This window comes from Ruegeria discodermiae (assembly GCF_030758345.1).
GTDB lineage: Bacteria > Pseudomonadota > Alphaproteobacteria > Rhodobacterales > Rhodobacteraceae > Ruegeria_C.
Genome location: NZ_JAVAMO010000012.1, coordinates 42,821 through 65,723, shown reverse-complemented (window position 1 = coordinate 65,723; position 22,903 = coordinate 42,821). Strand labels below are relative to the sequence as shown.

General features: G+C 60.3%; 30 protein-coding genes and 1 riboswitch. Of the genes, 6 read left to right on the top strand and 24 right to left on the bottom strand.

From position 1 onward, the window contains the following. Positions 1 to 8 precede the first annotated feature (8 nt). Both Q5Y75_RS20325 and Q5Y75_RS20320 read left to right on the top strand, forming a co-directional pair. Positions 9 to 1,034 carry a LacI family DNA-binding transcriptional regulator gene (locus Q5Y75_RS20325; RefSeq protein ID WP_306201010.1) on the top strand — a complete coding sequence of 342 codons (1,026 nt, stop codon included), beginning with the start codon at positions 9 to 11 and terminating at the stop codon, positions 1,032 to 1,034. A 4-nt stretch (positions 1,035 to 1,038) separates the two neighbouring features. Beyond that, the gene (locus Q5Y75_RS20320) at positions 1,039 to 2,244 is read left to right on the top strand and encodes a winged helix-turn-helix domain-containing protein (RefSeq protein WP_306201149.1); all 1,206 of its coding nucleotides are present in this window, start codon (positions 1,039 to 1,041) and stop codon (positions 2,242 to 2,244) included. Positions 2,245 to 2,287: 43 nt separating this feature from the next. On the opposite strand, the gene Q5Y75_RS20315 is transcribed toward Q5Y75_RS20320, so the two are convergent. The 18 genes from Q5Y75_RS20315 to Q5Y75_RS20230 form a co-directional block, all read right to left on the bottom strand. Next, complete coding sequence (locus Q5Y75_RS20315) at positions 2,288 to 3,292, bottom strand: FecCD family ABC transporter permease (protein WP_306201008.1); 1,005 nt, start codon at positions 3,290 to 3,292, stop codon at positions 2,288 to 2,290. Between the two features lie 10 nt (positions 3,293 to 3,302). Then, a complete protein-coding gene (locus Q5Y75_RS20310; RefSeq protein WP_306201007.1) occupies positions 3,303 to 4,250 on the bottom strand; it encodes an ABC transporter substrate-binding protein in 948 nt (315 codons plus the stop codon). Between the two features lie 12 nt (positions 4,251 to 4,262). After that, positions 4,263 to 5,054 (bottom strand): ABC transporter ATP-binding protein, encoded by a 792-nt coding sequence (locus Q5Y75_RS20305; RefSeq protein ID WP_306201006.1) that lies wholly within the window; start codon positions 5,052 to 5,054, stop codon positions 4,263 to 4,265. After that, positions 5,051 to 5,407 carry a DUF1636 family protein gene (locus tag Q5Y75_RS20300; protein WP_306201005.1) on the bottom strand — a complete coding sequence of 119 codons (357 nt, stop codon included), beginning with the start codon at positions 5,405 to 5,407 and terminating at the stop codon, positions 5,051 to 5,053. The genes Q5Y75_RS20305 and Q5Y75_RS20300 overlap by 4 nt, the downstream gene beginning before the upstream one ends. Positions 5,408 to 5,509: 102 nt before the next feature. Further along, positions 5,510 to 5,716, bottom strand: a riboswitch (cobalamin riboswitch). Between the two features lie 257 nt (positions 5,717 to 5,973). Then, on the bottom strand, positions 5,974 to 6,162 hold the full coding sequence (gene rpmD / locus Q5Y75_RS20295; RefSeq protein ID WP_008559881.1) for a 50S ribosomal protein L30: 189 nt from the start codon (positions 6,160 to 6,162) through the stop codon (positions 5,974 to 5,976). 12 nt (positions 6,163 to 6,174) lie between these two features. Further along, positions 6,175 to 6,750, bottom strand: a complete 576-nt coding sequence (rpsE, locus tag Q5Y75_RS20290; RefSeq protein ID WP_306201003.1) for a 30S ribosomal protein S5 — start codon at positions 6,748 to 6,750, stop codon at positions 6,175 to 6,177. 115 nt (positions 6,751 to 6,865) lie between these two features. Beyond that, positions 6,866 to 7,225, bottom strand: coding sequence for a 50S ribosomal protein L18 (gene rplR / locus Q5Y75_RS20285; RefSeq protein WP_306201002.1), 360 nt, complete (start codon positions 7,223 to 7,225; stop codon positions 6,866 to 6,868). An 11-nt stretch (positions 7,226 to 7,236) separates the two neighbouring features. After that, positions 7,237 to 7,770, bottom strand: a complete 534-nt coding sequence (gene rplF, locus Q5Y75_RS20280; RefSeq protein WP_306201000.1) for a 50S ribosomal protein L6 — start codon at positions 7,768 to 7,770, stop codon at positions 7,237 to 7,239. Between the two features lie 11 nt (positions 7,771 to 7,781). After that, complete coding sequence (gene rpsH, locus Q5Y75_RS20275) at positions 7,782 to 8,174, bottom strand: 30S ribosomal protein S8 (protein ID WP_306200999.1); 393 nt, start codon at positions 8,172 to 8,174, stop codon at positions 7,782 to 7,784. Positions 8,175 to 8,187: 13 nt separating this feature from the next. After that, positions 8,188 to 8,493, bottom strand: coding sequence for a 30S ribosomal protein S14 (gene rpsN / locus Q5Y75_RS20270; RefSeq protein WP_306200998.1), 306 nt, complete (start codon positions 8,491 to 8,493; stop codon positions 8,188 to 8,190). Between the two features lie 20 nt (positions 8,494 to 8,513). Then, positions 8,514 to 9,077 (bottom strand): 50S ribosomal protein L5, encoded by a 564-nt coding sequence (rplE, locus tag Q5Y75_RS20265; protein WP_306200997.1) that lies wholly within the window; start codon positions 9,075 to 9,077, stop codon positions 8,514 to 8,516. Next, positions 9,070 to 9,381: a 50S ribosomal protein L24 gene (rplX, locus tag Q5Y75_RS20260; protein WP_306200996.1), complete on the bottom strand. Its 312-nt coding sequence runs from the start codon at positions 9,379 to 9,381 to the stop codon at positions 9,070 to 9,072. The genes rplE and rplX overlap by 8 nt, the downstream gene beginning before the upstream one ends. Continuing rightward, entirely contained in the window at positions 9,381 to 9,749 is a 369-nt protein-coding gene (gene rplN, locus Q5Y75_RS20255) for a 50S ribosomal protein L14 (protein WP_008757934.1), read from the bottom strand. The genes rplX and rplN overlap by 1 nt, the downstream gene beginning before the upstream one ends. Before the next feature lie 78 nt (positions 9,750 to 9,827). Continuing rightward, positions 9,828 to 10,058: a 30S ribosomal protein S17 gene (rpsQ, locus tag Q5Y75_RS20250; RefSeq protein WP_306200995.1), complete on the bottom strand. Its 231-nt coding sequence runs from the start codon at positions 10,056 to 10,058 to the stop codon at positions 9,828 to 9,830. Positions 10,059 to 10,062: 4 nt separating this feature from the next. Next, on the bottom strand, positions 10,063 to 10,269 hold the full coding sequence (rpmC, locus tag Q5Y75_RS20245) for a 50S ribosomal protein L29 (protein WP_306200994.1): 207 nt from the start codon (positions 10,267 to 10,269) through the stop codon (positions 10,063 to 10,065). A 200-nt stretch (positions 10,270 to 10,469) separates the two neighbouring features. After that, entirely contained in the window at positions 10,470 to 10,757 is a 288-nt protein-coding gene (locus tag Q5Y75_RS20240; RefSeq protein WP_306200993.1) for a hypothetical protein, read from the bottom strand. Positions 10,758 to 10,839: 82 nt separating this feature from the next. Then, positions 10,840 to 11,616, bottom strand: a complete 777-nt coding sequence (locus tag Q5Y75_RS20235) for an SDR family NAD(P)-dependent oxidoreductase (protein ID WP_306200992.1) — start codon at positions 11,614 to 11,616, stop codon at positions 10,840 to 10,842. Positions 11,617 to 11,715: 99 nt separating this feature from the next. Further along, complete coding sequence (locus Q5Y75_RS20230; RefSeq protein ID WP_306200990.1) at positions 11,716 to 12,666, bottom strand: GlxA family transcriptional regulator; 951 nt, start codon at positions 12,664 to 12,666, stop codon at positions 11,716 to 11,718. 93 nt (positions 12,667 to 12,759) lie between these two features. Between Q5Y75_RS20230 and Q5Y75_RS20225 the strand changes: the two genes are divergently transcribed. From Q5Y75_RS20225 to Q5Y75_RS20210, 4 genes are read left to right on the top strand one after another with little or no spacing between them, the layout of a single operon-like run. Next, on the top strand, positions 12,760 to 13,470 hold the full coding sequence (locus tag Q5Y75_RS20225; protein ID WP_306200989.1) for a GntR family transcriptional regulator: 711 nt from the start codon (positions 12,760 to 12,762) through the stop codon (positions 13,468 to 13,470). 7 nt (positions 13,471 to 13,477) lie between these two features. Then, on the top strand, positions 13,478 to 14,395 hold the full coding sequence (locus tag Q5Y75_RS20220) for a dihydrodipicolinate synthase family protein (RefSeq protein ID WP_306200987.1): 918 nt from the start codon (positions 13,478 to 13,480) through the stop codon (positions 14,393 to 14,395). Between the two features lie 3 nt (positions 14,396 to 14,398). After that, positions 14,399 to 15,895, top strand: a complete 1,497-nt coding sequence (locus Q5Y75_RS20215) for an aldehyde dehydrogenase (RefSeq protein ID WP_306200986.1) — start codon at positions 14,399 to 14,401, stop codon at positions 15,893 to 15,895. Continuing rightward, positions 15,892 to 17,232, top strand: coding sequence for an NAD(P)/FAD-dependent oxidoreductase (locus Q5Y75_RS20210; RefSeq protein ID WP_306200985.1), 1,341 nt, complete (start codon positions 15,892 to 15,894; stop codon positions 17,230 to 17,232). Before Q5Y75_RS20215 ends, Q5Y75_RS20210 begins: the two co-directional genes overlap by 4 nt. Positions 17,233 to 17,244: 12 nt before the next feature. Here the strand turns inward: Q5Y75_RS20210 and Q5Y75_RS20205 are convergent, their stop codons facing one another. The 6 genes from Q5Y75_RS20205 to Q5Y75_RS20180 form a co-directional block, all read right to left on the bottom strand. Beyond that, positions 17,245 to 18,798 (bottom strand): trimethylamine methyltransferase family protein, encoded by a 1,554-nt coding sequence (locus Q5Y75_RS20205; protein ID WP_306200984.1) that lies wholly within the window; start codon positions 18,796 to 18,798, stop codon positions 17,245 to 17,247. Positions 18,799 to 18,902: 104 nt separating this feature from the next. Further along, entirely contained in the window at positions 18,903 to 19,313 is a 411-nt protein-coding gene (locus tag Q5Y75_RS20200) for a GlcG/HbpS family heme-binding protein (RefSeq protein WP_306200983.1), read from the bottom strand. A gap of 59 nt (positions 19,314 to 19,372) precedes the next feature. Then, positions 19,373 to 20,299: an SMP-30/gluconolactonase/LRE family protein gene (locus Q5Y75_RS20195; RefSeq protein ID WP_306200982.1), complete on the bottom strand. Its 927-nt coding sequence runs from the start codon at positions 20,297 to 20,299 to the stop codon at positions 19,373 to 19,375. After that, positions 20,259 to 21,020 carry a cytochrome b561 domain-containing protein gene (locus tag Q5Y75_RS20190; protein ID WP_306200980.1) on the bottom strand — a complete coding sequence of 254 codons (762 nt, stop codon included), beginning with the start codon at positions 21,018 to 21,020 and terminating at the stop codon, positions 20,259 to 20,261. Before Q5Y75_RS20190 ends, Q5Y75_RS20195 begins: the two co-directional genes overlap by 41 nt. Next, positions 21,020 to 21,955, bottom strand: coding sequence for a carbohydrate ABC transporter permease (locus Q5Y75_RS20185; protein WP_306200978.1), 936 nt, complete (start codon positions 21,953 to 21,955; stop codon positions 21,020 to 21,022). Before Q5Y75_RS20185 ends, Q5Y75_RS20190 begins: the two co-directional genes overlap by 1 nt. Continuing rightward, entirely contained in the window at positions 21,955 to 22,866 is a 912-nt protein-coding gene (locus Q5Y75_RS20180; RefSeq protein WP_306200976.1) for a carbohydrate ABC transporter permease, read from the bottom strand. Before Q5Y75_RS20180 ends, Q5Y75_RS20185 begins: the two co-directional genes overlap by 1 nt. Positions 22,867 to 22,903 lie beyond the last annotated feature (37 nt).

The following is a 22,903-nucleotide window of genomic DNA, read 5'->3' as shown; positions in this document are numbered from 1 at the left end:
ATCACACCTTGGCCGCAGATACCGCCCGCCCCCTCACTCTCCGCGATGTGTCCGAGGCATCCGGCGTATCCGAAATGACCGTCAGCCGCGTGCTGCGCAATCGAGGCGACGTATCGGACGCCACCCGCGCCCGGGTTCTGGCGGCAGCCAAAGAGCTGGGCTATGTCCCCAACAAGATCGCGGGGTCACTGGCATCAAGCCGGGTCAACCTGGTGGCGGTCATCATCCCGTCGCTCTCGAACATGGTCTTTCCTGAGGTTCTGACCGGCATCAATCAGGTGCTGGAAGATACCGATTTGCAGCCAGTCGTTGGCGTCACCGACTACCTCCCGGAAAAAGAGGAAAAGGTCCTCTATGAGATGCTCTCGTGGCGTCCTTCTGGGGTGATCATTGCCGGACTGGAACATACCGAAGCTGCGCGCGCGATGCTGGATGCGGCGGGCATTCCGGTGGTCGAAATCATGGATACCGACGGTAAACCAGTGGATGCGATGGTCGGCATTTCCCACCGCCGCGCCGGGCGCGAGATGGCCAAGGCGATCCTGAAGGCAGGCTACGAACATATCGGCTTCATGGGCACGAAGATGCCGCTGGATCACCGGGCGCGAAAGCGCTTCGAGGGGTTCACCGAGGTCCTCGCCAAAAACGGGGTCGAGATCGAGGATCGCGATTTCTATTCGGGGGGCTCGGCCCTGGCCAAGGGGCGCGAGATGACGCAGGCCATGCTGGAACGCTCACCCGAGCTGGATTTCCTCTATTATTCCAACGACATGATCGGGGCGGGCGGCCTGCTCTACCTGCTGGAACAAGGCATTGATATTCCGGGCCAGATCGGCCTGGCCGGGTTCAACGATGTGGAACTGCTGCAGGGCCTGCCACGGCAATTGGCCACCATGGATGCCTGCCGGCTGGAGATCGGACGCGCGGCGGCGCAGATCATCTCGACACGGCTGGAAGATCCCGAGCAAGAGATCGAGTCGCGGATCACCCTGACCCCCAAGATCAGCTATGGCGATACGCTCAAACGGCGCTGACGCGATGGCAGTGCGCCGCCTGGACAACCGCACCGCGCGGCATGTGTTTCTGGACCGTCATGGCTTGGCCGACACGCCAGCTGGCCCCGGCAAGGGCGCGGACCTGAGTGCTTTGATCCAGCGGCTGGGATTTGTGCAGGTGGACAGCATCAACACGGTCGCTCGCGCCCATGACATGATCCTTTATGCCCGCCGCCCGGCCTACCGCCCGGCGCATCTCAAGCGGCTTTATGAGCGTGACCGGCAGTTGTTCGAACACTGGACCCATGATGCGGCGGTCATTCCGATGGACTTCTATCCGCAATGGCATCTGAAGTTTCGCCGCGACGCCGAAGCGTTGAAATCCCGCTGGCAGGCCGCGCGACGCGAGGGCTATGAGCAGCAGTTCCAGGAGGTTCTGTCCCATATCCGCGATCATGGACCGGCCTGCTCCTCTGATGTGGGCAAGGATGAGCGTAAGGGCTCGGGCGGCTGGTGGGATTGGCACCCGTCCAAGACGGCGCTGGAATATCTCTGGCGATCGGGCGTGTTGACGGTGATCGGGCGTGACGGGTTCCGAAAACGCTATGACCTGACTGAACGGGTGATCGAGGCGCATCTCTGCCCCGGCGCGATGGAGTGTGATGAGGCCGCCACCGTTGACTGGCTGTGCAATGCGGCACTGGACCGGCTGGGCTTTGCCACCTCGGGTGAGTTGGCCGCGTTCTGGGACATCGCGACACCGGCGGAAGCGAAAGCCTGGTGCGCCCGGGCGGAGCAGGCCGGAGATATCGAGACGGTCGAAATCGAATGCGCGGATGGGGCATTGCGGCGTGTCTTTGCACGTCCCGGGACGGGGGTGGCCGCAGGCGATGCGCTGCCGGGGCGACTGCGCATCCTGTCCCCGTTCGACCCGGCCTTGCGCGATCGCAAACGGGCCGAGCGGCTGTTCGGATTTCACTATCGGATCGAGGTCTTCGTGCCCGCCGCCAAACGCAAATACGGCTACTATGTCTTTCCGCTGCTGGAAGGCAACCGTCTGGTCGGGCGGCTCGATATGAAAGCAGCCCGCGAGCGTGGCACGCTTGAGCTGCGCGCCCTCTGGCCGGAAACCGGCATCCGCTGGACCAAAGGCCGGATGCGCAAGCTTGAGGCCGAGTTGAACCGCATCTGTCGTTTTGCCGATCTGGACCGTGTGGTCTTTCACGACAATTGGTTGCGGGAGGTCTAGACGGTAACCCTGACCTTGGCCGTTTTCAGAGTGCTCGCATCCGTTATCTCCGGGTTCTCGCCGTTCTGAACAGCAACAGGAAAACGAAAACCGAACCAATTGAGGTGGTGACGATCCCGACGGGCAGCTCCTGCGGTGCCAACAGCAGCCTGCTGAGGATGTCCGAGCCGGTCAGCAAGGCCGCGCCCACCAGCGCAGCCGTCGGCAATAGCTGGCTGTGCAGCGGCCCGGCGATCCCGCGTGCAATATGGGGGACCATCAGACCCACAAAACCGATGACACCGGCGACCGAGACAAAGACAGCCGTGGCAAGGGCGGTGGCGAAGAACATGCTGAACCTTAGCCCCTGCACCGGCACACCCAGGGTCAAAGCGGTGAGGTCTCCGGTCAGCAACGCATCCAGCCAGCGGCTTCGGTACAGCGAATAGCTAAGGATCAGCAATAACCCGGCGCAAACGAGCGGAAATGTCTCCCACCTCGCCAATCCCAACCCGCCCAGCATCCAGAAAATGACCGAATGCGCCGCCCGGCTGTCGCCGGCGAAGATCAGGTAATTGGTGATAGCCGAAAACAGGAAAGAGACGGCAAGCCCGGCGAGGATGAGCTTTTCCGGCGCGCTGGTGCGCAACCCATGAACCAGCGCCAGGACGATGCCTGATGCAACAAGCCCGCCGCAAAAGGCAGCCAATGGCAAGGTCCAAAACCCCAGGATATCTCCGGTCACGGTGATGACGAACACCGCCCCGGCGGCGGCGCCCGAGGACAGGCCAAACAGGAATGGGTCAGCCAGATCGTTGCGCGTTGTGGTTTGCAAGACCACGCCGACGATCCCCAGGCCAGCCCCGATAACGGCGGCAAACAGGGCACGGGGCAGTCGCAGATCGAAGACGATCCGATGCAGCGCCGACATCTCGCCCTCGGCCAACCCCGTTCCCAGCAGAACCGCGTTAACGGTGTCGGACAGAGGGATAGTTGTGGTGCCATAGATGGTCGAAACCAGCAAAAGGGCGGCCAGAACGACCGCCCCCAGCAGAAATGTCAGGCCCATCCGGCCCATGTCAGTTGAGGGCCGGATGCATGGCCTGCGCCATTTTCGAGATCGCGTCGATATTCGCGGGCCCCGGCGTCAACTCTTCGTAGCGCAACCCGATCCAGCGTTCATTCTTCACCGCATCGGTTTGCGACATCACTGGGTGTTCCTGCAGGAACTTGAACGTATCTGCCGCGCCATTGCCGGTCTGGTAATCCAGCAGCACCAGAAATTCCGGATTTGCCGCTGCAACCGCTTCCCAGGAACTCCGGCCCCAGCTTGTGTCCATATCGTGGGTGACATTCTCGCCACCAGCGGCAGCGATCATCGCATCCGGGATCGCAAACTTGCCCGCCGTAAAGGGTGCATCGGCCGGGCCATCGAGTAGAAAGACACGGGGCTTTGGCAGATCCGCCGTTTGTGTCTGGATTGCTGTCAGTTCATCTTTCCAGCCAGCGACCAGAGCCTCGGCCTTATCCTCGACATGCATGACTTTGCCCAGTCGCAAGACATCATCAATCAGAAGGTCCATGCTGGCCTCTGGGCGGTCCTTGTCCAGATGGACACAGCTTTCCGTCAGGATCATGGTCTTGATGCCGAATGGCTTCAGCGTATCCGGCGTGACATCGCCGCCTGGCTTCATGCCATAATACCAACCCGCAAAGAACAGGTCGGGCTCAACCGCGACAAGGTTCTCAACGGTCGGGTATTTCGGCGCAAGCTCGGGGATATCGCCACGCAACGTGTCAAATTCCGGGCTGGTCTTGTACCATCCGGTAATGCCGGTCAGCCCGACAATCTTGTCCTGCAAGCCCAGCGCAAAGGCCATGTCGGTCATGTTCATGTCATGTACGACCAACCGCTCGGGCTGGGTTTCAAACACGAGAGGTTCGCCGCAATTGTCGACCGTCACCTCGTGCGCGGACGCGCCGCTTGCCATGGCTGCGGCAAGCGCCACGGACCAGATTTGTTTCATCGGGAAATACTCCTAGGATTGAATTGAGACAGCGGTTTTTCGGATGTCCAGCGCCGGGATCACGCGGCCTTCATGGTGAAAGCACAGGAAATCAACGCCAAAGGTGTCGCGCACATGTTCAGGGGTCAGCACCTCAGCCACCGCGCCAAAACCGGTGAGCCGTGTTGCTTTCATCAGCGCGACATGGGTGGCGAATTCCGGGATCATCACCAGATCGTGGACGATCATCACCACGGTGATACCCAATTCGGCAACCAGCGACAGCATCCGCCCCTTGGCGTCAGGATCCAGATGGTTGGTGGGCTCATCCAGAAACAGCAGCGATGGGTTCTGCGCCAGGGCGCGGGCGATATGCGCGCGCTGACGCTCCCCGCCGGAGAGCTGACCCATCCGCTTGTCGGCCAGCGCGCCGAGTCCCGTCATTTCGAGAATACGGGTGAGTTCCCTGGCATGTTCATCCGTCGAGCGATCCGCCCGGATCGGTATTTGCCCCAGTGCAACATAATCCCGCAGCGCCAGGCGCCCATCCGGGAGTTCTTGCTGGCTGACCACCGCGATCATCTGGGCACGGTCTTTGGCCGAGAGCTCTTTCAGTCGGCGCCCTTTGATCCACACATCCCCGAAGGCCAGCCCCTCTGCCCCACAGAGCATGTTCAGCAAGGTGGTCTTGCCGGCGCCGTTGGGACCCGCAATTGCAAGAATGGCACCTTCGTGCAGCTCGAAAGATACGCCCTGCAGCAGAGCCTCACCGTTCGGGGCGCGGTATTCCAGATCTTTGGCGATCAGAAAGGGGGTGGTCGTCATGACGGCACCTCCTGTGCAATCCGGGGCATCCGCGACAGGGTTTTGGTCAATAACGGGCGCGGGCGATCGGTGGCGTTGGTCCAGCCATCCGGGCTTTGACGGTATTGCTCGGCAAATTCTGCCAGCGCCTCAATGTCTTGCGTGGTCTGGATGTCGCCGAACAGGTATTGCGCCTTGTTCTTGGCCTGAAACCCGACCGTTCCCGGGTGATCGCAACCAGCCATACAGTCGATGGCGCGGATCGCAAAACCCTTGGGCAGCCTGTCCGCCAACATATCCCGCATGGAGCCAACCGACGGGCCGCCCTTGCAGGTCGTGCAGATCAGAAGGAAGTGGTCAGCTGTGTCCGGCATCACCCGCTCCGCTTGTGCCCAAGCGCAGACGGAAGGTGCCGGTCATGTACACACGTCGCAAACGTGCCATCAAAGCCTCCTTCCAGGACGCCCCGCCCCGGGTTGGTTGAACATGTGATGGCAGGTCTCCTGACTTGCGGGTCATTGCTTGGCCATCCTTCCCGGCCATAGGGCCAGTGGCTGATTGGCTTTGCTCACCGCTTACAGTTGCGGGGGCAGTCACGGACTTGGCGCTGATTGGCAGACCTCACCGTATTCCCTTTTCATCCCCTGGGCGCACCATAAGGAACCATCTGGGGACTGAGTGCCCGAGGCCACGAGATGTGTCAATACGCGTTGGACATTTCGACAGGTCGAATTGTTACCCAGGAAAGACAGACACTGCGTGCTCAATCCTGGCCCTGCTGGATCGGATTTGGGAGCGATACTGTCAGAAAATCGTCCTAAAAAATCAAACCCCTGCCGAGAAAAACTCGGCAGGGGTTCGTTTTACGTACCAAGACCCGGAATGTACCCGGTGTCCCATGGGCGTTTTTGTATTGCTGGACGGGGGTTCACCCCATCTATCAATCGCGCTCTTCGATGATCTCAACCAGATGCGGGATCTTGTTGACCATGCCACGGACCGAGGGGGTATCCTCCAGCTCGCGGGTCTTGTGCATCTTGTTCAGGCCCAGGCCAACCAGAGTTGCGCGCTGGTCTGCGGGGCGGCGGATCGGCGAGCCGATCTGCTTGACGACGATGGTTTTTGCCATGTTTCCGTCTCCTTACGCTTCAGCGGCTTCAGAGGCGGCAGCCGGTGCTTCGTCCCGCTTGGGCAGGATGTCGGCAACCTTCTTGCCACGACGCTGCGCGACCGAGCGGGGGCTCTGCTCTTTCTGCAGACCGTTCATGGTGGCGCGGATCATGTTGTAGGGGTTCTGCGAACCGACCGACTTGGACACAACGTCCTTGACGCCCAGCATTTCGAACACGGCACGCATCGGACCACCGGCGATGATCCCGGTACCTTCAGGTGCGGTCCGCATAACCACTTTACCGGCTCCGTGACGGCCTTCGATGTCGTGGTGCAGCGTGCGGCCCTCGCGCAGTTGCACGCGGATCATCTGACGCTTGGCTTGCTCGGTTGCCTTGCGGATGGCCTCGGGCACTTCTTTTGCTTTACCCTTGCCAAAGCCGACGCGGCCTTTCTGATCGCCGACAACCACCAGAGCGGCGAAGCCAAAGCGCTTACCACCTTTTACGGTTTTCGACACACGGTTGATCGCGACCAGGCGATCTGCAAATTCCGGCGCTTCGTCGCGATCGCGACCACGGCCCCGACGGTTTTCACGTTCTGCCATCTTGGCATCCTTTTCATTGGTGGCGCCAGCGGCGCCGTTTGTTCAATCCAAGTGAGCCCCGGCTGTTGCCGAGACCCCCGGATCATCGGGGCAGCCGCGAAGCTGCCCGCAAGTCTTAGATCTTCAGACCACCTTCACGCGCAGCGTCGGCCAGAGCCTTCACCTTGCCGTGGAACAGGAAGCCACCGCGATCGAAATAGGCCTCTTCGACGCCTGCCTTCTTGGCACGCTCGGCGATGACCGCGCCCACTTTGGTGGCCGCTTCGACGTTGTTCTTGCCGACCAGACCCAGATCTTTTTCCAGGGTCGAGGCCGAGGCCAGGGTCACGCCACGCACATCGTCGATCAACTGAACAGAGATGTTCTTGTTCGAGCGGTGCACGGACAGGCGCGGACGACCCGCGTTGACCTTGCGAAGTTTGTTCCGAACGCGCAGGCGGCGCTTCAGAAACAGGGTTCTTTTGCTGTTTGCCATTATCTGCGTCCTTACTTTTTCTTGCCTTCCTTGCGGAAGATGAACTCGCCCTTGTAGCGGATGCCTTTGCCTTTGTAGGGCTCGGGCTTGCGCCAGGCGCGGATCTCCGCGGCGACCTGACCGACCTGCTGTTCGTCGATCCCCTCAACGGTGATTTCGGTCTGCTTCGGAGCGGTGATGGTCACGCCCTCCGGAGCGACGTAGTCAACGTCGTGGCTGAGGCCCAGGTTCAGCTTCAGGGTGTTGCCCTGCATCTGCGCCCGGTAACCCACACCCTGGATCTCAAGCTCTTTCTTGAAACCCTGGGTCACGCCGGTCACCAGGTTGGCGACCACAGTGCGGGACATGCCCCACTGCTGGCGTGCGCGCTTGGATTTGCCGCGCGGCTCGATGGTGACAACATTGTCCTCAACGTTGAGGGTCACGTCGTCGGTCGCGGTGAAGCTGCGGGTGCCCTTGGGACCCTTCACTTCGATGGTCTGACCCGACACAGCGGCGGATACGCCGCTGGGCAGCTCGACCGGTTTTTTACCAATACGAGACATTGCAGACCTCCTTAGAAGACGGTGCAGAGCACTTCGCCGCCAACATTGTTGGAGCGTGCGTTCTGGTCCGACATCACACCTTTCGGAGTGCTGACAATCGACACGCCCAGACCCTGACGGACCTGCGGGATGTCATTGACGCCCATGTACACGCGACGACCGGGTTTGGAGACCCGCTTCAGTTCGCGAATAACAGGGGTGCCTTCGTAGTATTTCAGGCTGATTTCGATGGCCGGATGACCGTTGGTGCCGGTCGTCTTTTCATAGCCACGGATGTAGCCCTCATCCGCCAGCACGTCCAGAACCCAACCGCGCAGCTTGGAGGCCGGGGTGGAAACGGTAGACTTGCCGCGCATCTGCGCGTTGCGGATACGGGTGAGCATATCGCCGATAGGATCGTTCATATCTGTCTCTCCCTTACCAGCTCGATTTCACCATGCCGGGGATCTGACCAGCAGAGCCCAGCTCGCGCAGCGCGATACGGCTGACCTTCAGCTTACGGTAGTAAGCGTGGGGACGACCGGTGAGCTGGCAGCGGTTGTGCAGACGGGTTGCCGAGCTGTTGCGCGGCAGTTTCGCCAGTTTCAGACGCGCCTTGAAGCGCTCTTCCATCGGCTTGCTCTCGTCATTCGCGATCTCTTTGAGCTCGGCACGTTTGGCAGCATATTTGGCCACCAGGCGCTCGCGCTTCTTCTCGCGTTCGATCATGCTTTTCTTAGCCATGTCTTTTCCTTCCCGCGCTTTTAGCTGTTGAAGGGCATGTTGAATGCTTTCAACAATGCCTTTGCTTCAGCGTCGGTTTTCGCTGTGGTGCCAATTACGATGTCCATGCCCCAAGCCTCATCGACCTTGTCGAAATCGATCTCGGGGAACACGATGTGCTCTTTGATGCCCATGGCATAGTTGCCACGACCGTCGAAAGAGGTGCCGGACACGCCGCGGAAGTCACGGATGCGGGGCATCGCGATGGTGATCAGGCGATCCAGGAAATCATACATGCGGTCACCGCGCAGGGTCACTTTCGCGCCCAGCGGCATGTCTTCACGAACCCGGAAACCCGCGATGGATTTCTTCGCCTTGGTGATGACGGCCTTCTGACCGGCAATCGCCGTCAGGTCTTCCTGGGCCGACTTGGCTTTCTTGCTGTCTTTGACCGCTTCGGCACCGCAGCCGATGTTCAGAACGATCTTGTCCAGCTTGGGGATCATCATCTCGTTCTTGTAGCCGAACTCTTCTTTCAGAGCGGCGCGGATGCTGTCGGCATACTGGGCCTTCAGACGCGGGGTGTAGGTTGCAGAATCAAGCATCGATCACGTCCCCCGTGGTCTTGGCGAAACGGACCTTCTTGTCGCCTTCCATGCGGAAGCCAACGCGGGTCGGTTTGCCGTTCTTGTCCAGATAGGCCAGGTTCGACAGCTCGATCGGCAGGGCCTTGGGCAGGCGGCCACCTTGGCTGTTCTGGGTCTGGCGGGTGTGGCGGATGGCGATGTTCAGGCCATCGACAACAGCTTTGCCGGCTTTCGGGTCAACGGAAGCAATGGTGCCTTCCTTGCCCTTGTCCTTGCCGGCCAGCACGACGACCTTGTCGCCTTTTTTCAGTTTCGCAGCCATCAGAGCACCTCCGGAGCCAGCGAGATGATCTTCATGAAATTCTTGCCGCGCAGCTCGCGAACAACGGGGCCAAAGATACGGGTACCGACCGGCTCGTTGTTGTTGTTGAGGATGACGGCGGCGTTGCGATCAAAACGGATCGCGGTGCCGTCTTCGCGACGGACTTCCTTGGCGGTGCGTACGACGACGGCCTTGCGGACGTCCCCTTTCTTTACGCGGCCGCGCGGGATGGCTTCCTTCACCGAGACGACAATGATGTCGCCGACGGAGGCGTATTTACGCTTGGAACCACCCAGGACCTTGATGCACTGAACTCGGCGTGCGCCGGAGTTGTCAGCGACATCCAGATTGGTCTGCATCTGGATCATGTGGTTTCTCCCGACCTGTGGGGGCTGGTCTTGTTAGTTCCCCCAGGGTTTCGACTAAAAAGGAAAAGTCCTGGGGGCTTACGCCTCCAGAACTTCCCAACGTTTGGTTTTCGATTTCGGCGCGCATTCGATGATGCGGACCGAGTCACCTACCTTGAAGGTGTTCTTCTCATCGTGCGCCCGGTATTTCTTGGACTTACGAATGGTCTTTTTGAGAACCGGGTGCGTGAAGCGGCGTTCCACCGACACGGTTACGGTCTGTTCGTTGGCGTCGCTGGTGACGGTGCCTGCAAGGATACGCTTGGGCATCTGATTACTCCTCGGATGCCGCGGCAGCGGCCTTTTCATTCAGAATGGTCTTCACGCGCGCGGCGTTGCGGCGGGCCGCCTTGATGCCAGCGGTGTTTTCCATCTGGCCGGTGGCCTGCTGAAAGCGCAGGTTGAAGCTTTCTTTTTTCAGATTGGCCAGATCCTCACGGAGCTGGTCCGGCGTCTTGTCACGCAGTTCGTTGGCGTTCATCGCCCTCTTCCTTTTCTCAAAACACCAGAAGGCCCCGATTTGCCCGGGTGACCTTGGGCCTGGTGGATGAATGATAAAAACGAATCCCCCGACAAAGCCGGGGGAGCCGCAAGATGCCGCTCTATAGGGGGTTCGGATGTGGGTGGCAAGGGAAAGTTTGACCGCCCAGGAATATGCGCGATTTGCTGGCCCCGGGCTCTTCAGGGATTGCAGGTTTTCAGCACTTCAAACAGTGCGTAGAAGGTTGCGCCAAACGTTGCGGCCATCACAAACATCTCCAATATTGAGATGTTCTTCATACCGCGAAGCCCAATAAGCTCCAGAATACTCTCTCGGAAGTTCCAATCCAATCTGTAGAGTACCAATATAAAAAGTACGAATATGCCTGCAAAGGAAACAGGCGAGCTTGAATAAATCGCCTCGACTAGGCAGGCGTTGTTCGCATTTGCGCTCAAAACAAACATGGGGTCGCTGGTTGACTGACGCAATCAATGTCAGGCCTCAAACTAAACAGCCCAGTCATCAAGAGAAGCACCGAAAGTTCATTGACCATTAGTTCATAGTCAGTCCTCATTTCTCCTGCATCTTCCGCACCATTTTTAAACGCATGCCGCGCGGCAGGAAGGGCATGACCCAGCCCAGCATGAAAGCCAGCGACTTGTCATTGATGATCGTCAGCTTGCCGTCGATCATCGCGTCATAGCCCACTTTTGCCACGGCTTCTGCCGTTGCTCCTTTCTGGGCGACCAGTTGTGTGCCCTCAAGGTCAGCCACCGCTGCAAACTCGGTCACCACGTAGCCGGGTTCGAGCGCAGTGACCGTCACCCCTTTGTTCTTAAGCTCTTCCGCCAATGCCTGGCTGAAACTGGAGACATAGGCCTTGGTCGCGAAATACGTCGCTTGCAGCGGGCCGGGCATATGGGCTGCGGTTGAGCTGACATTGAGTATCTTACCGCCTCCAGACGCCACCATATCCCGACCGAACATGTGACAGAGCGAAACCAGCGCCTCGACATTCAGGCGGATCATGTTCAGGTCGTCGGTCAGATCGCGATCCAGAAACGCGCCATGCCCGCCAAAGCCTGCATTGTTGATCAGATAGTCGACCTTGATAGCCTCGGCCTTGACCGCCTCATAGAGCTTTGCGGCCTCGTCCGGTGCACCCAGATCAAGCGGGATGACCGTGACAGTGACCTCATGGGCCGCCTCAAGCTCGGCCTTGAGCGCATCAAGCGCCTCGCCGCGGCGGGCGGTGATAATGAGGTCACCGCCAAGCGAGGCGTGATAGCGGGCCAACTCACGACCAATGCCGGATGATGCTCCGGTGATAAGCGCGGTCTTGGACATAGAAACCTCCAGGAGAACTCCAAATCGCCTCCTAAACATAAGGCGGAACTTCTGGGCTTTTACCCTTACGCCGGATTATTCCCAACCAAAGGTGTCGCGCTACGTAATGCGGTCGCGTTGCTGGGTCGGGGGCAAACCATAGGCAGCACGGTAGACGCGGGCAAAATGACCGGCGGATTCAAAGCCGCAGGACAGGGCGATGTCGATGATTGACGCCTCGGATTGGATCAGCAGGTTGCGCGCCCGTTCCAACCGCAGTTCCATGTGGTATTTCTTGGGTGACGTGTTCAGGTAACGACCAAACAGGCGTTCCAGCTGCCGTGTGGAGATGCCGACCTCGTCGGCGATACTGGCCGGGGAAATGGCCTTGTCGGTGCGGTCACGCATGATCTTGATCGCCTTTGACAGATGCGCGTTGCGCATGCCGTTGCGCGATTGCAGTGACACGCGCTGCGCCGCGCTGGCATCCCGCACGGCGTTGTAGACCATCTGGTCGGCCACCTCGACCGACAGATCGCGGCCATGGTCCTGCTCGATCAGGTGCAACATCAGGTCGGCCGTTGCGGTTCCGCCCGACGCGGTGATGTGCTTGCCATCCGCGACAAAGACGCTCCGCACCAGATTTGCCTCGGGGAAGTGCTCCATGAAGCTGTCATGGTATTCCCAGTGGATCGCCGCCCGCCGCCCGTTAAGGAACCCGGCCTCGGCCAAAATCCAAGCGCCGGAACACAGCGCACCGATCTGCGTGCCAACCGACCGCTCTCGCCGCAAGGTCGCAAGCAGCGGCTTGCTGACGTGGTCGCGCATATTGATACCCGACAGCACGAACAGCCGGTCACATTTTGGGATATCCGCCAGCCCATGATGGACCTGCGTGACCGTCCCGTTCGAACAGGTCGCCACCGTGCCATCCTCGGAAATCAGCGACCAGCGGTACAGATCCTTACCGCTGACCAGATTGGCGATACGCAAGGGTTCAACCGCACAGGAGAACGCGAGATGCGAGAACTCCTCAACCAGGATGAAGCTGAAATGAAGCGGCGTCGCCATTGGTGTCGGTCCTGTGATCATTGGGGTCGTTATTTTGTATACAATGTGTATTCTTGCAGGATACGATACCTCTGACAATGGGAGAATTCACCGGTGAAAGACAGTGTTGGGGATCGCAAGGCAGGGCTCGCTGCGCATTTGAAACGTTCGGTGCTGACGCTTGCACTGGAACCGGGCGCCGATCTGGACGAGGCGCAGCTTTGCGAGGCGTTCGATGTCTCCCGCACGCCGCTGCGCGAGGTGTTTCGGGAACTGGCAGGCGAAGGATATCTGAGCTTGCGCCTCAATCGCGGCGCGCGGGTATCCGATCTGTCGCACACCACGCTCAGGGACTTTTTCCTTGCCGCGCCCATGATCTACGGGGCGGTGATGCGGTTGGCGGCGCTGAATGCCACTGCACAGCAGATCGAAGCGCTGAAGCTGGCGCAGTTTGATTTTCGCGACGCCTTGCGGACGGGTTCGGGCGCGCATCGGGCGCTGGCCAACAACCGCTTTCACCAGATCACCGGCGAGATGGCAGGCAATATCTATCTGCTGCCTTCGTTCAACCGGCTTCTGATCGACCATGCCCGGATCGCGATGACCTTCTATCAACCGCAGACACAACAGATGGCGCAGAACCTGACCGAGGCGTGCCAGCAGCATGACGCCATCATCGCGGCGATCGAGGCGCGGGACGAGGGTGCCGCGGCGCAACTGGCCGAAGACCACTGGAACCTGTCGCGCAACCAGATCGAGCTGTTTGTGATGCCCGCCGCGCTGGACATGCCCATGGGTGACCTGTCGCGCAAGACCCCTGCATGAGGATCAGATGACCCCACTCTTTCAATTCCAAGGCATTTATACGCCTGTTGTCACCCCCTATCACGCGGATGGCAGCGTCAATTGGGAGGCGCTTGCCGACGTCATCGAGTTCCTGATCGAAAAGGGCGTGCATGGCATGATCTCGGGCGGGTCGACGGGCGAAAACTATGCCCAAACCGTCCCCGCGCGGCTGGAGCTTGCGCGCTTCACCAACGACCGGATCGCGGGTCGCGTGCCGCTGGTTGTCGGCACGGGGACTATGCTGACGGCGGACTCGATCTCTCTCGCCTCTGCCGCGCGCGACATGGGGGCGGATGCCATCCTGCTGGCCTCGCCGCCCTATGCTGTGCCGACCGACCGAGAAAACGCGCTGAACGCGCTGGCCATCGACAAGGCGGCGGACCTGCCGGTCATGCTCTATAACTACCCACATCGTACCGGTACGATGATGGGCGAAGAATTTCTGGACCGCGTCGGCCGGTCGCGCAACTTCTGCGGCATCAAGGAAAGCTCTGGCGACATCAACAGGGTGCATCTGCTGGCGCGCGACTATCCGCATATTCAGTTGGGCTGCGGCATGGACGATCAGGCCTTGGAATTCTTTGCCTGGGGTGCGCCTTTCTGGGTCTGTGGCGGCTCGAACTTCCTGCCAGAAGAGCATGTGGCGCTCTACGAGGCCTGCATGGTCGAGGGCAATTTCGACAAGGGCCGCCGGATCATGTCGGCGCTGATGCCGCTGATGCGGGTGCTGGAACAGGGCGGAAAGTTCATTCAGACGATCAAACACGGCGTCACCATGAACGGCATCCCTGCGGGCGCGATGCGGGCCCCGCTGAAGGGTCTGAACAAAGACGACAAACGCGCGCTGGAACAGGTGACGCGGGTGCTGAAAACCACGATCGCCGCCATTCGAGCAGAAGGTTGAGCCATGGAATTGCTGACACAGGAAGAATACAAAGCCCTCGCCGCCGGTCTGGACCTGCCTTGTGGCGCGTTCATCGAAGGTGGTTACCGTCCTGCAATCTCGGGGCGGACCTTTGAAAGCGTCAATCCAGCCACTGGCGACAAGCTGGCCGATATCGCGGCCTGCGGGGCTGACGATGTGGATTTTGCGGTGCTGAAGGCGCGTGAAGCGTTTGATGACGGGCGCTGGTCGCGCCTGCACCCGTCCGAGCGCAAGGATGTGTTGATCCGTCTAACCAAGCTGATGACCCGCAACGCCCGCGAGTTGGCGGTGATGGAAAGCCTCGACAGCGGCAAAACGATCTATGATTGCGAGACAGTGGACCTGCCCGAGACCATCCATTGCCTGAAATGGCACGCCGAGGCGATCGACAAGATTTATGATCAGGTCGCTCCGGCCTCGGACGATCATATCGCCATGGTGGTGCGCGAGCCGATTGGCGTGGTAGGTCTGGTGCTGCCGTGGAATTTCCCGTTGCTGATGCTGGCCTGGAAGATCGCCCCAGCGCTGGCGGCGGGCTGCTCGGTCGTGGTGAAACCGGCCGAAGAAACCTCACTTACAGCGCTGCGTGTGGCGGAACTGGCCGCCGAGGCGGGGCTGCCGCGCGGCGTGCTGAACGTGGTGCCGGGCGGCGGGGCCGAGGTCGGCGAACCCATCGGGCGGCACATGGATATCGACATGCTGTCCTTCACCGGCTCGACCGTGACCGGCAAGCGTTTCCTGAGCTATTCGGCAGAGTCGAATGCCAAGGAGGTGGTGTTGGAAATGGGCGGCAAGAACCCGGCCATCGTGATGGAGGATGCCGAAAACCTCGACCGGGTGGCGCAGCATGTGGTCAATGGCGCGTTCTGGAACATGGGCGAAAACTGCTCCGCCTCATCGCGTCTGATCGTGCACATGGACATCAAAGAGGCTTTGCTTCAACGTATCGCGCATCACGCCAAACAATGGACTGTGGGCGATCCGCTGGCCCCTGACACACGCATGGGTGCCCTGGTTTCGCGCGCACATTTCGACAAGGTTTGCGGCTATCTGAATCAGGCTGAGACCGTCGTGCTGGGCGGCAAGGCGGAAGACGGGTTTGTCGAGGCGACGGTGATCGAAGTGACGGGCAACGATGTAGCTCTGGCACGCGAAGAGATCTTTGGCCCGGTTCTCTCGGTGATCGAAGTGTCGGGCTTTGACGAGGCCATCGCCATCGCCAATGACACCGATTACGGGCTCTGTGCCTCAATCTTCACCGCAAACGCCAAACGTGCACTCCGCGGCGCACGCGCATTGCTGGCCGGGACGGTGACAGTGAACTGCTTTGGCGAGGGCGATATCTCGACCCCGTTCGGAGGTTACAAGCAATCGGGCTTTGGAGGGCGCGATAATGCCATCCATGCGCATGACCAGTACACCCAGCTCAAGACCATCTGGATCGACCTTGCCGATGACGCAGACGAGGCGGTCGATTGACAGGTTACCGCGCTGCGCGGCTGCCTGTTCACCGGGGAAAGGCGGCCTGGAATGCGATCCTTGGGCCGCAGCCTGAACCGCAACAACTGACCGGCAACCATAGCGCGGATTTCGTGATCATTGGCGGTGGCTTTGCCGGGCTCTCCGCCGCACGCAGACTGACTCAATTGCAGCCCAGCGCGCGGATCGCAGTGCTAGAGGCCGGACGTCTTGCCGAAGGGGCCGCCGGGCGCAATTCCGGCTTTATGATCGATCTGCCGCATGAGTTGACCTCGGATGATTATGCCGGGCACGGAGATGACCGAAAGATCATCGCGTTGAATCGTCAGGCGATCTGTTTTGCCCGTGAGGCGGTGGCCGAGTATCGCATCGACCGGAACTATTTTGACGAAGTCGGCAAGGTGAATGGCGCGGTCGGGGATGCGGCGCTCGCCCATAGCCAAAGCTATGCCAGCCACCTCACTTCGCTAGGCGAGCAGGTCGAGATGCTGGATGCGCAGCAGATGCGAGATCTGAGCGGCTGCGCCTATTACAAGGCGGGTCTCTACACGCCCGGGACGGTGATGTTGCAACCGGCCGGATACATCCGGGGCCTGGGGGCCGGGCTGGCGGGCACCGGAGTCGGTATCTTCGAGAACAGCGCGGTCACCGGCTTCGAAAAGCAAAGCGGCGGCTGGCTGGTGCGGACGGATAAAGGCACGGTGACCACCGGCCGGGTGATCGTGACGGTGAACGGACATCTGGAAAGCTTTGGCATCGCACGTGGTCAGCTGATGCAGTTGTTCCTGTTTGCGGTGATGACGCCCGAATTGCCCGCCGACATCCTGCGGACGCTTGGAGGTCAGCCACGCTGGGGCATCACCCCGTCGGACCCGATGGGCACGACCATGCGCCGGATCGATACCGGTCAGGGTGGCAACCGCATCGTCACCCGCACCTGTGCCAGCCTGCGCCCCGACATGGTGTCGAAACAGACCGACCTGAACCGGGCCGTATCCGTCATGCAGCGCAAATTCGATCAGCGTTTCCCGCAGCTTGCAGGTATGGCCATGGAATATGCCTGGGCGGGGCATCTGTGCCTCAGCCTCAACGGTGTGTCCGTTGCGCGGGAGATCGAGGATGGTGTCTACTCCGGTTGCGTGCAAAACGGGCTGGGCACAGCGCGCGGCACCCTCACCGGGATCTGTGCGGCTGAACTTGCCTGCGAAGAGGTCAGCGATATCACCCGGCACTTCACCTCAGAAGAGCGCCCAACGCGCCTGCCACCGCAACCCTTCCGACAGATCGGAGCCAACGCGCTTCTCCGGTGGAAAGAGTGGCGCGCGCGCAACGAGTAGGTGCGCGCTGTTTCAATAGCTCTGATTCAATTCGTCCGCCGCGGGGATTTCCCGTTCACGCCGCGCGATAAAGTCACGCAGGGACTCGTCCTTGGCCTGGTCCAGCTTCGGCTCTTGATACTCACCCAACAGCTTTCGGGCACGTTTCAGGGCGCGTTCGGTGATCTCGACCTCGCCTTCTGCCACCCACTGCTCGATCGAGTTGTTGTCGAACAGTTCGGGCATGAAAAAGGCGCTCTGGAAGTTTTCCTGCGTGTGTGGATGGCCCAGATAGTGCCCACCCGGCCCGATATCGGGCACAGCGGAAACCGCCTGATCGAAATCATCCCATTTCGGGCCCTCGGCCATCCGATAGGCCATTGCGCATTGCTCGGCATCGACGATGAACTTGGCGACAGAGCAATGCATCCCCGCCTCGTTCCAACCTGCCGAATGCCAGACATAGTTGGCGCCCGCATGCATCACCGCTGACAAAGTGGTGGCGCTTTCATAGCCCGCCTGGGCATCAAAGGTCTTGGCCCCGCCCAGCGTGTTGGACGTGCGCCATGGCACCCCATAATGCCGCGCCATCTGGCCGATCATGAAGTTCATCAGGCTGATCTCGGGCGTGCCCGCCATCGGCGCGCCGGACTTCATGCTGACGGTGCTGAGGTAATGCCCATAAATCGCCGGAGCGCCCTTGCGGATCACCTGCGTATAGGCCAGCGCGCTGAGCGCCTCGGCGTTCAGCTGCGCCACGGTTGCGGGCACGCTGGCGGGCGTGTTGGCCCCGCCCAGCACGAAGGGTGAGCAGAGCACCGGCTGATTGCGGCGGCAGAAGGCGCGCATCGCTCCCAGCATGGTCTCGTCCCAAACCAGCGGGGAATTGCCGTTGCAATTGCCGGTGGTGACGGGGTGATCCTCAAGGAAATCCTCGCCAAAGAGGATCGCGCACATGTCCAGAACATCCTCGGCATTTTTGGGCGAGGTGGTCATACCCATGAACATCTTGTCCGAATGCTTCATCGATGAATAGGTGATGCGCAGATGCCGTTGGCTGATCGGGTGATCATAGGGTTCCACGATGTGGTGCGCCGAGGAATGCAGCGCGGGCATCATGTGGCTGAGCTTGTGGAACATAGCCAGATCATCCAGCGTCGGGTTGCGCCGTACATCATCCAGATCGCGCAGAAACGGCGCGCCGGTCATCGGAACAAACACCGCGTTGCGCCCACCCAACCGGACGTTCTTTCGCGGATCGCGCGCGTGATAGGTGAAATCCGACGGGATGGACGCGATCAGCTCGCGCACCAGGCCGCGATCGAGATAAACCATCTCTCCATCCACTTTCGCCCCCGCCTGTTTCCAATCTTGCAAGGCGATCGGGTCGCGGAACTGCACGCCGACATTTTCCAGAATATCCATCGAGGCGGCGTCGATACGCTCGACCTGGCTGCCGTCCATCACCTCGCAAAGCGGCAGCGCGTTGGTCAGCCCCGGCAGCATGCGAAAGTCTGGTGCGGCGCGCAGGGCGCGGCGGGCCGAACGGCCGCCGGAGCGGGATCGAATTGCGGTTTGCGCGGTCATCTTTGGCCTCCTGTGTTGCAGGAAGTGTCGAACAAATCAGATCAGCGTTCGCATGATTTTACGAAATCCGGTTGCAAAAACCGACATTGCCCCGATTGCAAGGATCATTGCGCGCCGATGGCATCCAGCGCTGCACGGGCGACGGTCACGTCCTGTTCCGGGCTGCCGGACCCCACGCCGATGCCTCCAACCAAGTGGCCGTCTATCAGAATGGGCAACCCGCCCCCCAACCGCGTTACATCGCCTTCGGTAGCTGCGGCGATGGGCAAACCGACCTGCTCGGGAATAGCCGTGGTCTCGGCCCGGATCGAGGCGGCGGTGCGGGCCTTGGCACGTGCGCTCTTCAGGCTCAGATATTTCGCGCCATTCATGCGGATCTTGCCAAGCGTCACGCCGCTTGCATCAACGATGACGATACATTGCGGCTGGCCGATCTCGGTCGCTTTGGCCACGGCCTTGGTCAGCATCGCAAGGATGGCCGCATCCGTCAGACGCAGGCTTGGTTCCACAAACATGGCTTAGACCCCTTTTCTTGCGGGTACCAAAACGGCATTGCCGCTTTTCGGCATATTGATCAAACCGGCGAGACCCCGTTCACGTTCAGGAACACGGAATAAAGCGAGGTGGTGCCGGTGATGAAGAGGCGGTTCAGCTTTGGACCGCCGAAACAGACATTCGACACCATCTCGGGGATCAACACTTTGCCGATCAGCTCGCCGTCCGGCGTCAGGCAATGCACACCATCGGCAGCAGAGCTCCAGATACGCCCGTCGCGGTCGGGGCGGAACCCATCAAAAACGCCGTTGCAGCAATCGGCGATGACCTCGCCACCGCTCAGCGTGCCATCTGCCGCGACCTGGTGTCTGCGGATGTGCGCGGGACCGCCGGGCGTGTGGGTGACACCGGTATCCGCGATATAGAGGCGGCGTTCATCGGGTGAAAAGGCCAATCCGTTGGGTTTGACATAGTCATCCGCCACGATCCGCACCTCGCTGGTCTTAGGATCGACGCGATAGACATGACAGGCACCGATCTCGCTTTCCGCCCGCTCGCCTTCATAATCCATCAGGATGCCGTAGCTGGGATCGGTGAACCAGATCGAACCATCGGATTTGACCACAACATCATTGGGAGAGTTCAGGCGTTTGCCCTGATAGCGATCCGCTATGACGGTGACGCTGCCATCCAGTTCGGTGCGGGTGACGCGGCGGGTCAGATGCTCGCAACTCACCAGCCGCCCCTGCCGGTCGATTGTGTGGCCATTGCTGTTGTTGCTTGGGTCCCGAAAGACCGAGGCCGAGCCATCGGTCTCGTCAAAGCGCATGATCCGGTTGTTGGGAATATCCGACCACAGCAGATACCGCCCGGCGGCAAACCAGACCGGCCCTTCGGTCCAGCGCCCGCCAGTCCACAGACGTTCGACCTTTACATGCCCGATGAAGCATTCTTCGAACCGGGGATCAATGACCTCGAACCCGGTTCCCTCGATCACTCCGAACATCTGTTTCTCCCTTGCCTGTTGTCTTGCCAAACCTGCGCATTCCCCATCCCGGCGCGGGTCGCTTATTGCCCGGATGGTCCGGGTCATTCCCCCAGATCGCCTGATAGGTGTCAACGGCCATCCCGCGTCTTTGCAACAGTATGAACACCGCGATCAGCCCGGCCCACCAGAGCAGGAGCAACAGCCACATCCAGATCGGGGCGTTGGCCTTCCACAGGCCCAGAAGGATGGTCACAAGCGCCAGCCCCAGCAGGGCATATCCGATCAGCTTGTGCAGCAGTTCGAACGCCAACCGTCGCGGGGTCATGTCATAATGATCGCCGCGCGGGCTGCCATCTGCCGCCGGGGCCGTTGGCCCGCCTTTGCTGCCACGAAAAACGCCCAGCAGGACCTGCACGCCCATCAAGACCAGAACCAGATACCCCAACCAATTGTGCAGGCTCATCGCGTCCCAGCGACTGGGCAGGACAAGGGCCAGACCAAAGATCGACAAACCAGCCACCAGCGCCTGCCCCATCCAATGCGCGCGCCACCAGCTTTGATTGTCCAACTCTCTTGGCCAGTCCTGACCCGGTAGTACCTTGAAGAACCGTGCAGCGATGACCACCAGCGGGGCCAGCACGCCCCAACCCAGAACCATGCTGCGCGCGTGCCACGAGATGGCAAAACCAACCTCATGCGCGCGGCTGGGATCAAGGGGAGAGATCAGCCAGTCCCACATCAGCCCTTCACGGCCCCTGCAGTCATACCGGTGATGATCTGCCGCGAAGCAAAGAGCGTGAAGATGATCGGCGGGATCGCCAGCAACATGCCGGTCGCCATGATGACTCCCCATTCCACGTTGAACTCGGACATATTGTTCACGATGAGGATCGGCACGGTCTTGGTATTGCGGTCCGAGAGTGCCGAGGCAAGCAGATATTCGTTCCAGGCGATGCGGAAGGTAAAGATCGCGGCAGCGGCCAAGCCGGGCTTGATCAGCGGCAGCACCACCTTGAAGAACACCTGAAACGGCCCGGCCCCATCCACGCGCGCCGCCTCTTCCAGCGAGCGCGGCACTTGTACGATAAAGCTTTGCAGGATCCAGATCACAAAGGGCAGGTTCATGGCGACATAGACCAGGATGATTCCCGAATGTGTGCCTGCAAGGCAGACATCCCCCCTGCCCCCGAAGGTCTCGCGGATCAGTGACCCGACATAGGTGGTCTTGCCGATGCAAAACTCGTTGTTCCACAGGCCAAAAACCGGAACCAGCAGCACGGCGGGCGGCACCATGCGCACCATCAGCGTTGTCAACGAAACCGAATCCCGCCCCATGAACTTAAACCGCACCAGCGCATAAGCGGCCATGCAACCGATCACCAGCGTCAGCGCCGTCGACACCAAAGCAATGATCAGGGAATTGCCAAAGGCATTGCCGAATTTTAGCGAGCAATGGTCCACGTGATCGGGCTTGTACCAAAGCACGTCACATAGCGCGGTCTCATAATTCTGGATCGTCGGCAGAAAGATCAGGCCTGACGTGCCCGAGATGATATCGACATCCAGTTTAAACGAGTTGACGAACATCAGTAGCACCGGCCCCACCGACATGACGACCAAAGCGGCGATCAGCGCGTAAAAGGCTGGCGGTTGTTTGTCATAGCTGGTGGCCATTATTCATCCCCCTCCACAGCAGCGCGCAAGCGGTTGGCGCGCATTTCCTGCCAGCGCGTGAAGGCAAACATCATCACGGTGATGAACAGCAGCAGGATGAGCAGATAATTCGACATCGCTGCCGCGACGCCCAACTCGCGGAACTCGGTTGCGGTGCGCGAGATGCGCAGCGCCAGGATTTCAGTGCTCAACCCCGGCCCGCCTTCGGTCATGACCAGGATCACCTCAAGTACTTTGAAGGCGTCGATCAGGCGCAAGAGGCCGGTGACAATCAGGACCGGCATCATCAGAGGCAGTTTGATATGGATGATCTGCTGCCACCCGGTAGCACCGTCGATGCGCGCGGCCTCCAGCGCCGAGCGGGGCAGCGATTGCAGCGCAGCCAGTGACAGGATGAAGATGAACGGGGTCCATTGCCAGATATCTGCAATGATCACCGACATCAGAGCGTTTGCCCCAAGCCAGTCCACCGTGGGCAGGCCAATCGCCTCGAAGAACCGGTTAAACGTGCCAACCGTGGGGTGATACATATACCGCCACATCAGGCCGACCACGACCGGCGCGATCATCATCGGCAGGATGAACAGCGTCCGCAGTACCGACATGCCCCGAATATTGCGGTCCAGTAGCAGCGCCAGGCCCACCCCGATCACCATCTCGAATGTGACAACGAAAAACGCAAAGCTGAGCGTCACGCCAAGGCTTTCACGGAAATTGGGGTCGTGCCAGAGGGTGATGTAGTTCTTGAGCCCGACGAACTCGGCCTCGCCAATGGTCTGGCTCGGGTCCCAGTCGCGAAAGCTGCCCCAGACCATGTAGCCCAGCGGATAAAGCAGTGCGATGACCATGATCACGACCGCAGGGGCCATGAACATGTAAGGCGTCAGACGATTGGCCGTGGCGCGTTGCATCCGTGGTATCCTTTGGAAGTCTTGCTATCGGACCGGG